Here is a 12,344-nt window from a genome sequence, read left to right as displayed (position 1 = left end):
CCCCCGGAGCCCGACACCGACTCCGGCCTGGAGCCCACGGCGATGCCGGTGCTCCCCACGTACGCCGCCCCCCGCGACACGCCGGTGGAGACGCCCGCCGTGGCGGAGCCGGAGGTGGAGGAGGACAAGCCCGCCGTCCGCGTGCGCACCACCGTGGACGAAGCCCGCGAGAAGCTGGCCGCCGAGGACGCCGAGCGCGCCGCCAAGCGCGTGAAGCAGGTGCGCGCACTGAGCCTCGGCGTGTTCGTCGCCACCGCCGTGGTGCTCTTCATCGGGCTGCTGGTGCACCTGGTGTCGCCGCCCGAGGTCTCCGTCGATGACTCGGGCGCGGTCGCCGTCCTGTGGATCACCTCCAAGCCGGAGGGGGCCGCCATCGTCGTCAATGGCATCAACTCCGGCACCACGCCCAACCGCGTCCTGGGCGCGGACGTGCGCACGCCGCACACCATCGTCATCACCAAGCCCGGCTACCGCGCGTGGACGCGGCGCTTCTCCCCCAACCAGGCGGAGACCCATCTCAAGGCGGAGCTGGAGGTGGCACCCGGCACCACCCAGATGGTGTCAGCGATTCCCACCACCGACATCGACGCGGGCTTCCCGTCCTCGGACGTGGGCTCCGTCGTCGCCGCGACCGACGTGGACGCAGGCCTCGCTGGCGAGGATGCGGGCATCGCCGTCGCCATCGCAGGGGACGCCGGGGAAGCCGTCGCCGCGCTCGATGGGGACGCGGGCACCCTTGACGACGGGGGCATGATCGCCGCGGCCCCACCGGCCGAACCTCCGCTCGAGGGCGTCGAGCGCGAGATGCGCGTGGTGGACTACCCCACGCGCCTGCTGGTGCTGCGGCCCATGTACAACGCGCTGCCGGTGACGGAGTACCCGGCGGCCACCATCGACGTGGCCCCCGGCACCGGCTACTCGGTGTGGACCGAGGGCAGCGCGGCGTTCGCGGACGGGGATGGCACCGCGTCCGGAACGCTCATGTACTACGCGGAAGGGGAGCTGCCGGCCGACAACGCCGTGGGCTTCATCAGCTCCGCGCCCCGCACCCTCAAGGGCGCCAGGAAGCTGCACTTCTTCGTGTTGGACGACACCGGCGCCGAGGACAACCGCGGCTCCATCCGCGTGCACCTGCGCCAGTCCGTGTACGTCCCGCCGCGCTCGGTGCTGTTCGACGCCCAGAAGAACGCCTTCCAGGTGAAGCCGCGGCACCAGATGTTGCTGCAAGGCATGGACCCCAAGTCCACCTACCTCATCACCGTGCGCGACGACTTCGCCGAGGTGCGCAGCGGGGGCCTGGGCCGCGTGAAGACGGTGCTGTGCGTGGAGAAGGGCCGGACGCCGGAGGACGTGCGCCGCTCGCACCGCCTGTTCGAAGCGGGCAAGCGCTACCAGGTGACCGGCGTGCAGGACCTGCGCTGCGTCTTCCCCGACACGAACCTGGGCGACAACAAGGGCGCGCTCGACTTCGACATCGTCGACGTGACGAACATGTCCCGCAAGGAGCGCGCCGAAGCGCTCAAGGGCGCCAGCCGCTCCGAGCGGTAGCCCGTCCCCTCAGGGCAGCCGGACAGACGGGCCCCCGCTCACGGGCCCGCCCGGCAGGCAGGCTTTAGCGGCACCCCGGGTGAAACCCCTGACGTGCTGCTCCCGCCCCGGACGCAGTGCCTACCCTCACGGACATCCACTTCTTCTCCGCTGGAGTCCGCTCATGATGCCTGTGCTGTCGTCGACCGGTCTGGTCCTTCACAACCTGGGGCTCGCCGCCGGGTTTGGTGGTTCCCTCTTCGGGAAGATTGCCCTCAACCCGGCCGTGGCCGTCATCGAATCTCGCGCGGAGCGCGGTCAGGTGACCAACGCCGCCTGGAACGGCTTCAACGTCGTCAACGCGGTGTCGGTGGGGCTGGCGGCCGTCACCTGGCTGGTGGGCCGCTCGCGGCTGACGGGCCGGGAGATCGACAGCACGACGCGCGGGCTGGTCATCGCCAAGGACGTGCTGCTGGGCGCCACCGTGGCGCTGGGCGCGGCCAACATCCTTGGCGGGGCCTTCCTGGCGAAGCAGGCGCCCGAGGGCGCCGTCCCCGCGGAGACGGGCCTGACGCCCACCGCCGGCACGCCCGAGTCCGCCGCGAAGACGATGAAGGCCTTGGACGTCGGGGGCATCGTGAACATCGTCACCATGGCGGGCGTCATCGCCGTCACCGCCATCCTCAACATGCGCGCGGGCACCTCCTCGCGCTGGTCGCTGGTCTCCAGGTTCCTTCCGTAAGAGCTCCCGGGGGCCGCCCGCAGTCCGCCGCGGCCCGGCTCGAAAAGGATGGGAAGGGCACGTGGGCGCGGAGCCGAAAAACGGCACCGGGCCCACGGGTCTTTTCCCCCGGGGCCCGGCGCGGACTTCAAGCAGACATCCGGCGGACGCTCAGATGTCCAGGTTCTGCACGTCCAGCGCGTTGCGCTCGATGAACTCGCGGCGCGGCTCCACCGCCTCGCCCATCAGCAGCGAGAAGATGTCGTCGCTCTCCACCGCGTCCTCCACCCGCACCTGGAGCAGCGTGCGCGTGAGGGGGTTCATGGTGGTGTCCCAGAGCTGCTCCGGGTTCATCTCTCCCAGACCCTTGTAGCGCTGCAGGCCCAGGCCCTTCTGCGCGTCCTTGCGGACCGCGGCCAGCACCTCCTGCACGGAGAACGCCGTCACCTCGCCCGCGTCCACCTGCACGCGGTAGGGCGCCTTGCCCAGGGCGTTGAACGCCTCGCGCAGGTTGACCAGCTCCAGGTACTCCGGCGACGACAGGTACGCGTGGTCGAAGACGGACTCCTTCATGGAGCCGTTCACGTCCGTGGAGATGATCAGCTTCTTGGCCTGGTGCTCCGGGTCCTGCTGCACGTCCTTGAGCATGCGGCCCACCACGTCCGGCATGCGCCGCTCGCAGTAGGCGCGCATGGCGTCGTACTCGCCCAGCACCGCGGCCTCGTCCGTGAGCAGCTCCGCGCTCAGCTTCGTCGCCTGCACCACCGCGTCCACGATGCGCGCGTCGCGGCGCTTGGCCTGCTTCTCCAGGCGCTCCTCGTAGGTGATGACCTTCTCCAGGAGCGCCTTGAACTCGCTGCCACCCAGCTCGCCGTTGGGCGTCTTCACCCGGGTGTGCTCCGCGGCGATCTTCAGGAGGTACTCGTTGAGGGCGCGCTCGTCCTTGACGTAGATGTCCTTCTTGTTGCGCGTGACTTTGTAGAGCGGCGGCTGCGCGATGTAGACGTAGCCCCGGTCGATGAGCTCTCGCATCTGCCGGTAGAAGAACGTGAGCAGCAGCGTGCGGATGTGGCTGCCGTCCACGTCTGCGTCCGTCATCAGGATGATGCGGTGGTAGCGAGCCTTCTCCGGGTCGTAGTCCTCCGCCCCGATGCCCGTGCCCAGCGCGGTGATGAGCGTGACGATTTCGGCGCTGCTCAGCATCTTCTCGAAGCGCGCCTTCTCCACGTTCAGGATCTTGCCGCGCAGGGGCAGGATGGCCTGGTTGCGCCGATCGCGTCCCTGCTTGGCGGAGCCGCCTGCGGAGTCGCCCTCGACGATGTAGAGCTCGCTCTCGTTGGGGTCGCGGCTCTGACAGTCCGCGAGCTTGCCGGGCAGACCGCCGCCATCCAGCACGCCCTTGCGGCGCACCGTCTCACGGGCCTTGCGGGCCGCGATGCGCGCGCGGCAGGCGTCGCCAATCTTCGCCACGACCTTCTTGGCGAGCGGCGGGTTCTCCTCCAGGAAGGAGGCGAGCTGGTCGTTCACCATCTGTTCGACCAGGCCCTTCACCTCGCTGTTGCCCAGCTTCGTCTTCGTCTGCCCCTCGAACTGGGGGTTGGTCAGCTTCACGGAGATGACCGCGGACAGGCCTTCACGGGCGTCCTCGCCGGTGGGCGTCTCCTTCAGGTCCTTCCACTGCCCGCCCTTCTCCGCGTAGCTGTTGAGCGTGCGCGTGAGCGCGGACTTGAAGCCGGACAGGTGGCTGCCACCCTCATGGGTGTTGATGTTGTTGGCGAAGGTGAAGATGCGCTCGTCGTAGCCATCGTTCCACTGCATGGCGATTTCCAGCGACACGCCCTCGCGCTCCGACTTGATGTAGACGGGCTTGTCGTGCAGCGCGGTCTTCGCCTTGTTGAGGTACTCCACGAAGGACGCGATGCCGCCGTCGAACTTGAAGTCGTGCTCCTTCTGCGTGCGCTCGTCGCGGATGGTGATGTGCAGGCCGGCGTTGAGGAACGCCAGCTCGCGCAGCCGCTGGCTGAGCGTTTCGAAGTTGAAGTCCGCCGTCTCCATGATGGTTGGATCCGGCTTGAAGTGGATCATCGTGCCGCGCTTGTCGGTGGTGCCCACCTCCGTCGGAGGACTGTTGGGCACACCGCGCGCGTAGCCCTGCTCGAAGACCTTGCCGTTGCGCTGGATGCGGACCTTGAACCACTCGGCCAGGAAGTTCACGCACGTGACGCCCACGCCGTGAAGGCCGCCGGAGACCTTGTACGCGCCGTTGCCGAACTTGCTGCCGGCGTGCAGCTCCGTGAGCACGACCTCCAGCGTGTCCTTGTGCTTGAACTTGGGGTCCGGGTGCGGGCCCACGGGGATGCCGCGGCCGTTGTCCTGGACGCTGAGCGAGCCATCCACGTGGATGACGACCTCGATGTCCGTGCAGTAGCCGGCCAGGGCCTCGTCGACGGAGTTGTCCACGACCTCGTAGACGAGCTTGTGCAGCCCGTAGGTCATCGTGTCGCCGATGTACATGCCGGGGCGCTTGCGGACGGCCTCCAGGCCTTCGAGCTTGGTGATGCTGTCCGTCCCATACTCGGCTTGCGGCGCGGCCAGCGCGGCGCCGGTAGCGGGGGTCTTTTCCATGTGAAGCATGTCCTTGGGAAAGGCTGCCGTTGCGACAGGGCTGTGCCTGCTGTGCCTACCACCACCGGGCATCCCGAACAAGGTTCGGGAGCCCGCGCAAGGCTGCGGAAAGATTCATGAATCAGGCGTCGAAACGCGAGGGCGGGAGGCGGTCCTCCAGCGCCGCGAGCAACTCTTCATAAACAGCCTTGCGGGCGAAAAGATGTCGCGTCACGAGCACCCTTCCCTCTTCCTTCAGGAAGAGGCCGAGCACGCTCCCTTTACGGCCGACCCGGCGCACGGAATCAATCTGTCCCCAGTGCAACTCCAGGGGCTTGCCGGTGAAGGGCCGGGCCACCCGCACGCCCGCGTTATCCAGGGTGATGCCCCAGCCTTCGCGGGGGCGCAGGCGGTGGACGGAGACCAGGAAGGTGAGCATCAGGCCGGCGCTGATGCCGGCCCGCGCCATGGCGAGCAGCCCCCCTCCGCCCCGGAAGTCCGCCAGGGCCCAGGCGGTGAGGACGGCCAGCAGGCATGCCCCCAGGAAGAGGGCGATTCGGGTGGGGCGGGGATCAAAGGAAAAGAAGCGCTGGCTCATGGCGGGCGAGGGGTGGAACCTAATCCCCAGGCGCACGGTGCGCGCGTCCTTTCCTCCTCGGCTGTTCTTTGGCGGTCGCCCCCGTGTCTAGGCTGCCGGCCCGCATGACGGATGCCGAACTCACCTCGCGACTGCACACCAACCTCATCGCCTTCAAGGGCCTCCAGGCCGAACGCGGCGCGCTGCGCCACCTGCGCCTCCCCGGCGTGGACGCGTTCGCCCTGCCCGCGTACCAGGACGCCCACTTCCAGCAGGTCCTCTTCACCCAGGCGGACGCGCTCGACCAGGCGATGCCCGCCCTCCGGGACTTCTACCGGAGCCTGGGCCTGCCGCGCTGGCGCATCACCCTGACGCCCGGGCAGAGGGACGCCAAGCACGTGCTGGCCGCCCACGGCTACCGGTTCGACTTCACCATTCCCGCGATGGGCGCCTGGCTCAAGGACCTGCCCGACGCGGAGCCCGGGGTGCCGGTGGAGTCCGTGGAGGACATGACGGACCTGGTGGAGCTCAACGTGAGCGCCTACGGCGCCGAGTGGCGGGACATCCTGTCCCTCTGGCGGCGCCCGCCCCCGCGCTCGGTCCACACGGTGGTGGCGAAGGAGGCCGGCCGGCCGCTGGCCTGTGGCCTGGCGGTGGACGTGGCGGACACCGCGGGCGTGTACCTGGTGGCCACCCATCCGGAGGCCCGGGGCCTGGGGTTCGCCACGGCGGTGATGCGGGGGCTCATCGCCGGGGCCCGGGCGCGCGGGTGCACCGCCACGGTGCTCCAGGCCACCGCCGCGGGCCTGCGCGTCTACCGGCACCTGGGCTACCGCGACCTGGGCGAATGGGAGCACTGGGTGCCGCCGGCCAGCTGAGCGGCCTTCAGCGCAGCGCTTCCAGCTCCTCCAGCGTCTCCAGCACCTGCTGGGGCTCCCCGGCCCCCTGGAGCCGGTCCGCCAGCCCCCGGCCCGCGAGCCGGGCCACGTGCGCCAGCCGCATCAACCGCGCGCGGCCCATGTGTCCGTCCACCAGCGCCACCACCAGCCGCAGCGGCTGGCCATCCGGCGCGTTCGTCTTCAGGGGCCGCGCCAGCGTCACCAGCGCCGCCACCGGGGACGCGCCCGGGACGAACGCGTGCGGCACCGCCACGCCGCTGCCCACCTGGGACGGGGCATCGCCCTCGCGCTGGCGCAGCCCTTGCGCCAGCGCGGACGCGTCCAGGCCGGGCAGCGCCGACGCCAGCCTCCCGGCCACCACGTCGAGTGCGTCCTCGTAGTCCTCGCACGACAACCGCACCACCACCCGCTCGGCGCACAACAGGGAGCCCAGGGCGGGCACGGGTTCGTCGCCGCGCGCTTCGCGCAGGGGGAACTCCGCGTCCAGGAAGGCCCGCACGCGCGCGAGCTGCGCGCCGGTGAGCTTGCGCCGCGCGATGTCCAGCAGCAGCGTCCCCGCCGCGGGCACGTCCTCCAGGTAGCCCGCGACGTAGGGGCTCACCCGGTTGGCCACGTCCATCAGCAGCGCCGGGGGCACGTCCAGCTCCCGCGCGATGGCCGTCAGCCGCTCCTGCGTGGGCGGCGCGTCCACGCCGTGCTCCACGCGGCTCAAGTAAGCGCTCGACACTCCAATGCGCCGCGCCAGGTCGCGCAGGGACAGTCCCGCGTCGACCCGCAACAAGCGCAGCGTGGCCCCCAGGTGCATGGCGCGCTAGCTCCGCGCCCCGACCACCTGGCCCGCGTCCGGCGCCGCGCCCTCCCGCGCCTGCGCCTGGCCCGGATTCTGGGCCAGCAACGGGGCCCCTTCCGGATGGCGCACGAGCAGCAGCGAGCCGGGCGCGTCCCGCACGATGCGCTCGCGCTGCACGCCGAACAGCCGGTCCTCCAGGCCCCACTCGGCGCCCACGCCCACCACCACCAGGTCGTAGCCCGCCCGCGCCTCCTCCAGCGCCGCCTCCTCCGGAGAAGCGTGGCGCACCACCTTGAGCTTCACCGCCGCGCCCTCGTCCGCGGGGAACAGCTCGTCCACCTGCGCCCGGCCCGTCCCCGGCCCTTCCGGCGACGTCACGTGCAGCACCGTCACCTCCGCGCCGGCCTGCTTGAAGAGCCTCCGCGCGATGCCCAGCGCCGCCCGGTCATGCCGGCTGCCCACGAAGGGCACCAGCACCCGCCGCACCTGGGACAGGCCCCGGTCCACCAGCACCGCCACCGTGCCGGTGGACTCCTGCATCACCTCGTGGACCGTGCCGCCCAGCACCGTCTGGCTGAAGAGCGGCTTGTGCCAGCCCAGCAGCACCAGGTCCGCGCGCTTGGCCTGCGCCGTGCGGCAGATGTCCCGCGCGGGCTCCGACGACACGAACGACAGCGTGCGCACCGACAGCCCCAGCTTCTCCGCCCGCCCCATGAGCGGCATCAGCGCGCTGCCCGAAGCGCCCGTCGCATCCAGCGCCTCGTCGGGGCGCACCCGCAGCGTCCGGTCCGGCGACAAAAGGTGCAGCGCGTAGAGGCTCGCCTCGTTGCGCTCGCCCGACAGCGCGCGCGACAGCACCGCCATGCCCGGCCCCGCCTGCCCGTGCGACACGCACAGGAGCACCGTGTACGCGGACGGGACCAGCGCCGCGCCCGCTGGCTCCCGCGCCATCTGCTCCAGATGGTCGCGCGCCTGCTCCTCCGGCGGATACATCCACTTGAGCAGCGGCGACGTCACGAACGTGGTCACCAGCGCCATGATGACCATCATCGTGAAGAGCGTGGGGGAGATGACGCCCAGGTCCAGGCCCAGGTTGAGCACGATGAGCTCCATCAGCCCGCGCGTGTTCATCAGCACGCCAATGGCCCCCGCCTCCCGCCACCGCAGGCCCGTGATGCGGGCGGCCACCGCGCTGCCGCCGAACTTGCCCAGGCACGCCAGCAGGATGATGACCCCGCACGTCACCCACGACTGCACGGTGTCCAGCAGGCCAATCTGCGTGCGCAGGCCGCTGAAGGCGAAGAACACCGGCAGCAGCAACACCACCGTCACGTCCTCCAGCTTCTCCGCCAGCGCCGTGGCCAGCCCCCCCTCCTTGGGAATCACCGCGCCAAAGAGGAACGCGCCGAACAGCGCGTGGATGCCAATGCGCTCCGTGGTCCACGCGGACGCGAGCAGCAAGAGCAGCGTGCCCGCCACCACGTTCTGCGTCAGGCCCTCGCGGCTGGCCACGCGCGCCCCCAGCCGGGCGAGGAACGGCCGCACCAGCACCAGCATGAAGCCGATGTAGAGCACCGCGAACAGCGTCGTCATCCCCGCCTGCGCCAGGCTGGACGCGCGCACCAGCGACACCACGAAGGCCAGCAGGCACCACGCCGTCACGTCGTCCACCGCCGCGCACGCGATGGCGATGGCGCCCAGCTTCGACTGCATCAGCCCGCGCTCGGTGAGGATGCGCGCCAGCACCGGGAAGGCCGTGATGCTCATGGACACGCCCATGAACAGCACGAACGACGAGAACGGCACCGAAGGGTCCGACAGCGACTTGTACAGCCACAGCGCGCCCGCCACCGCGCCCAGGCCGAAGGGCACGATGATGCTCGAGTGGCTGATGACCACCGACGCGTGCCCCCGCCCCTTGAGCAGCTTCGGATCCAACTCCAGGCCGATGAGGAACATGAAGAGCACCAGCCCCACCTCGGCCAGCATCTTCAGGAACGGCATCGAGTCCGCGGGGAACAGCCACTGCAACGTCCCCGGCGAAATCAATCCCAGCAGCGACGGGCCCAGCGCGATGCCCGCCACCACCTCCGCGATGACCAGGGGCTGGCCCAGCCACCGCGCCCCACGCCCTATCAGCCGCGACAGGCCGATGATGACGATGAGCTGGACCAGGAGCTGGGCGAGCATGTGGGTATTCATGGGATGGGCCTCGCTGGAAAGCTGTTAAGGAGTCGCTTACCAGCCCATCGTGCGCAGCGTCAACGCGCGCGCGGGGTGCCCGCCCGCCCGGGAACAGCCTTCAAGCTCAGGGGCTTTCAGGCGCCTTGTTGGCCGCCACGGCCTCCAGGAGCGTCGCCACGTCCACGGGCTTGCGCAGGTAGCCGCAGGCCAACATCTCCTCGGCCACCTGGCGGGCATTGGCGGAGGCGGAGAAGACGAGCACCGGGATGTCGCGCCACGCGTCCACCTGACGGAGCTGGCGACCGAAGGTCGCGCCGTCCATCACCGGCATCATCATGTCCAGCAGCACCAGCGCCGGCAGCGTGGGTTGAGCGCGCAGCACCTCCAGCGCCTGCAAGCCGTTGCCCGCCCCCAGCACGGTGTAGCCCGCGTCGCGCAGGACCTCCTCCAGCGCCTCCCGCAGGTCCGTGTCGTCATCCACCACCAACAGCGGCCGGCTCACTCGCGCGTCTCCTTCTCCAGCGGCAGTTCCAACGTGAAGCGGGCGCCCTCGCCCGGACCGGGTTCCGCCCAGGCCCTGCCACCGTGCGCTTCCGCCGCGCGGCGCGTGAGGTACAGCCCCAGGCCCAGTCCACCATACGAGTGCGAGCTGACGGCCCTTCCGAAGCGCTCGAAGATACGCTCCACCTGGTCCAGGGGCACGCCGATTCCACGGTCCCGCACCTGGACCCGCGCGAAAGCGCCTGCACGCCCCACGTCCACCTCCACGGGTCGGCCCGGACCGAACTTGAGCGCGTTGGAGATCAACGCCCCCACGGCCTGGTCCACCCGCAGCCGGTCCCACGTCCCCCACAGCCCCAGGCGCGGGGACTGGCGCAGCTCACACCCCGCGGCCCGGGCCTCCGCTTGGTAGCGCTCCAGCACCTCCGCCACCAGCTCCTCCAGGTCGAAGCGCTCCGGCATCAGCGACAGCTCGCCAGAAGACAACTGCGACACGTCCAGCAACCCCTCCACCAGCGTGCCCAGCCGCCGCACCTGCCGCACGCTGCGCTCCAGCCGCGTCACCACCTCCGGCTCCAGGTGGTGCACCTCCGTGCGCTGCAGCAGCGTGCCAAGCTGCAGGCGCAGCGTGGTGAGGGGTGTGCGCAGCTCGTGCGCGGCCACGGTGAGGAACTCGTCGCGCAGGCGCACCGCTTCGCGCGCCTCCTGGAACAGCCGCGCGTTCTCCAGCGCGAGCCCCGCGCGCCGCGCCAGCTCCTGCCCCAGCGCCAGGTCCACCGGGCCCAGCGTGCGCTCGCCCAGCGTGCCCAGCGACAGCACGCCCAGGGGGCCCTCGCGGCCGGGCAGCGGCACGTTCACCACCGAGCGCACGCCCAGCTCCGCCACCGCGCGCTGCGACGCCGCGTCCCGGTGGAGGGGTTCGGACCGGAGGCGCACGTCCGGCACCAGCTCCGGCAGGCCCGTGCGCAGGACATGCGTGGGGCCTCCGGATGCCTGGGGGTCCAGCGGGAAGCGGTCGTTCAACCGCATCGCCAGCGAACGCCGGGCCGTGTCCGGATGCGCCAGCGCCACCAGCCGCAGGCCGCCCCGGTCCGGATCGGAGACGAAGAAGGCGCTCCAGTCCGCCACCTTCGGCACCAGCAGTTGGACCAGTTGATCCAACCGCGCCTCCTGCTCCAGCGACGCGGTGATGAGCAGCTCACTGGCCCGGGCCAGGATTTCGCGGTCCACCTCCGCGCGCGCCCGCTCGCGCCGCACGCGCGTCTCCTCCAGTTCGCGCGCCACCGCCGGGCCCAGCCGGGCCATCCGGTCCTTGGAGAAGCAGTCGCGCGCGCCCGCCTTCATCAGCGTGACGGCCTGCTCCTCGCTCAGCAGGCTGGACAGGACGATGAGCGGCACGTCCCGCCCCAGCGCCTGGAGCGCCCCGAGCACGTCCAGCGCCGTGAAGCGCGACAGCCGGTAGTCGCACAGCACCAGGTCCCACGCGTCGGTGGACAGCGCCTCGCGCAGCGCCTCCAGCGTCTCCACCCGGCGGGTCGTGGGCCGGTAGCCCGCCTGCGCCAGCGCCTCCGTCACCAGCGCCGCGTCGTTGGCGCTGTCCTCCACCAGCAACAGCCGGAAGGGCGTCATGCCCACGCCCCGGCCGTTACCGCCGCCCGGAAGGGTGTGACGCCACGGACTGCCTGGACACGGCCGGAGGGCGAACGCGGGGCGCGCCGCCCGGGGGCCCACCGCCGCGCCGGCCGGGAGCCTTGTGCTGCATCCATTCGCGTGACTCCTCCCGAGGTTGGGGCCGGAAACCGCTGCGTTCCGAGCCTGGGCCTGCTCCACCCATGCTAGTGGCCCTCCCCATCACGCCATCGGGAGAAATGGTGGACGTTCAGCACAGAGCGCTGGCTGGTGAACGTCCCGCCCCCGAAGTCTCCGGTTTCAAGCCCCAGACGGGGCGGACCGGAACTACCAGGATACGTCGTATTCGGTATCGAGCAGCGACAGTTGACGCCCGTGCACGCGCACGTCCTGGGCGCCCACGGCCTCCATCGCGCCCAGCAGGACCCCCTCGTGGTAGGGCGCGGGCATGAAGTCCCGGCGCATCACGAAGCGCGCGCTGCGGTCTCCGGTCCACAGCACGGTGCGCTCGCCGTAGCTCACCGCCGTGCGGTAGCCATCCGCCATGTGCTGCAGGAGCAGGCGTGGATCACGCCGCGCCGCCTGCATCAGCTCCCGGCCGAACATGGAGGCCAGGAAGTCCACCGTGGCCTGCGTCCCGATGTAGTGCAGCGACTGCGCCCAGTTGCCCAACTGCGGGCGGAGCAGCCGCGTCGCCCGGGACGTCATCGCCAGGAAGCGCGTCACCGGGTACAGCTCCGCGGCGTTCAGCTCCCGCAAGCCCGACGCCTCCAGGCACTGCGCGCCCGCCGCTTCTCCCTGGAGGAAACCCACCACCCCCACGACGCCCTGGAAGAACATCCCCCGGGCACTGTCTTCCGGGGTGGCCGCCAGGCATCGCTCCGCCAGGTGCCACTCCGCGCCATCATCAAC

Annotated in this window: 10 protein-coding genes; 3 read left to right on the top strand and 7 right to left on the bottom strand. The window is 70.8% G+C overall.

Going from position 1 to position 12,344, the window contains the following annotated elements:
- A partial coding sequence (locus tag D7V88_RS32165; RefSeq protein WP_120544444.1) for a PEGA domain-containing protein occupies nucleotides 1-1,548 on the top strand: 1,548 nt, incomplete at its 5' end.
- Between the two features lie 163 nt (nucleotides 1,549-1,711).
- A complete protein-coding gene (locus tag D7V88_RS32160) occupies nucleotides 1,712-2,269 on the top strand; it encodes a hypothetical protein (RefSeq protein ID WP_120544442.1) in 558 nt (185 codons plus the stop codon).
- A 150-nt stretch (nucleotides 2,270-2,419) separates the two neighbouring features.
- Here D7V88_RS32160 and gyrB read toward each other — a convergent pair whose 3' ends face one another.
- Nucleotides 2,420-4,873 (bottom strand): DNA topoisomerase (ATP-hydrolyzing) subunit B, encoded by a 2,454-nt coding sequence (gene gyrB, locus D7V88_RS32155; RefSeq protein WP_120544441.1) that lies wholly within the window; start codon nucleotides 4,871-4,873, stop codon nucleotides 2,420-2,422.
- A 121-nt stretch (nucleotides 4,874-4,994) separates the two neighbouring features.
- Entirely contained in the window at nucleotides 4,995-5,486 is a 492-nt protein-coding gene (locus tag D7V88_RS32150; RefSeq protein ID WP_244238512.1) for a hypothetical protein, read from the bottom strand.
- A 68-nt stretch (nucleotides 5,487-5,554) separates the two neighbouring features.
- Here D7V88_RS32150 and D7V88_RS32145 point away from each other — a divergent pair, with 68 nt between their 5' ends.
- Nucleotides 5,555-6,307: a GNAT family N-acetyltransferase gene (locus D7V88_RS32145; protein WP_120544440.1), complete on the top strand. Its 753-nt coding sequence runs from the start codon at nucleotides 5,555-5,557 to the stop codon at nucleotides 6,305-6,307.
- 7 nt (nucleotides 6,308-6,314) lie between these two features.
- Here the strand turns inward: D7V88_RS32145 and D7V88_RS32140 are convergent, their stop codons facing one another.
- From D7V88_RS32140 to D7V88_RS32120, 5 genes are all read right to left on the bottom strand, one after another.
- Entirely contained in the window at nucleotides 6,315-7,133 is an 819-nt protein-coding gene (locus D7V88_RS32140; RefSeq protein WP_120544439.1) for a helix-turn-helix domain-containing protein, read from the bottom strand.
- A gap of 6 nt (nucleotides 7,134-7,139) precedes the next feature.
- Nucleotides 7,140-9,320 carry a cation:proton antiporter domain-containing protein gene (locus D7V88_RS32135; RefSeq protein ID WP_120544438.1) on the bottom strand — a complete coding sequence of 727 codons (2,181 nt, stop codon included), beginning with the start codon at nucleotides 9,318-9,320 and terminating at the stop codon, nucleotides 7,140-7,142.
- A gap of 106 nt (nucleotides 9,321-9,426) precedes the next feature.
- A complete protein-coding gene (locus D7V88_RS32130) occupies nucleotides 9,427-9,804 on the bottom strand; it encodes a response regulator (protein WP_120544437.1) in 378 nt (125 codons plus the stop codon).
- Entirely contained in the window at nucleotides 9,801-11,432 is a 1,632-nt protein-coding gene (locus D7V88_RS32125) for a hybrid sensor histidine kinase/response regulator (protein WP_120544436.1), read from the bottom strand. Before D7V88_RS32125 ends, D7V88_RS32130 begins: the two co-directional genes overlap by 4 nt.
- Nucleotides 11,433-11,759: 327 nt before the next feature.
- Nucleotides 11,760-12,344: TIGR02265 family protein (locus D7V88_RS32120; RefSeq protein WP_120544435.1), on the bottom strand; the 585-nt coding region annotated here is incomplete at its 5' end.

Source organism: Corallococcus terminator (assembly GCF_003611635.1).
Lineage (GTDB): Bacteria > Myxococcota > Myxococcia > Myxococcales > Myxococcaceae > Corallococcus > Corallococcus terminator.
This window is presented reverse-complemented; position numbering and strand designations above follow the sequence as displayed.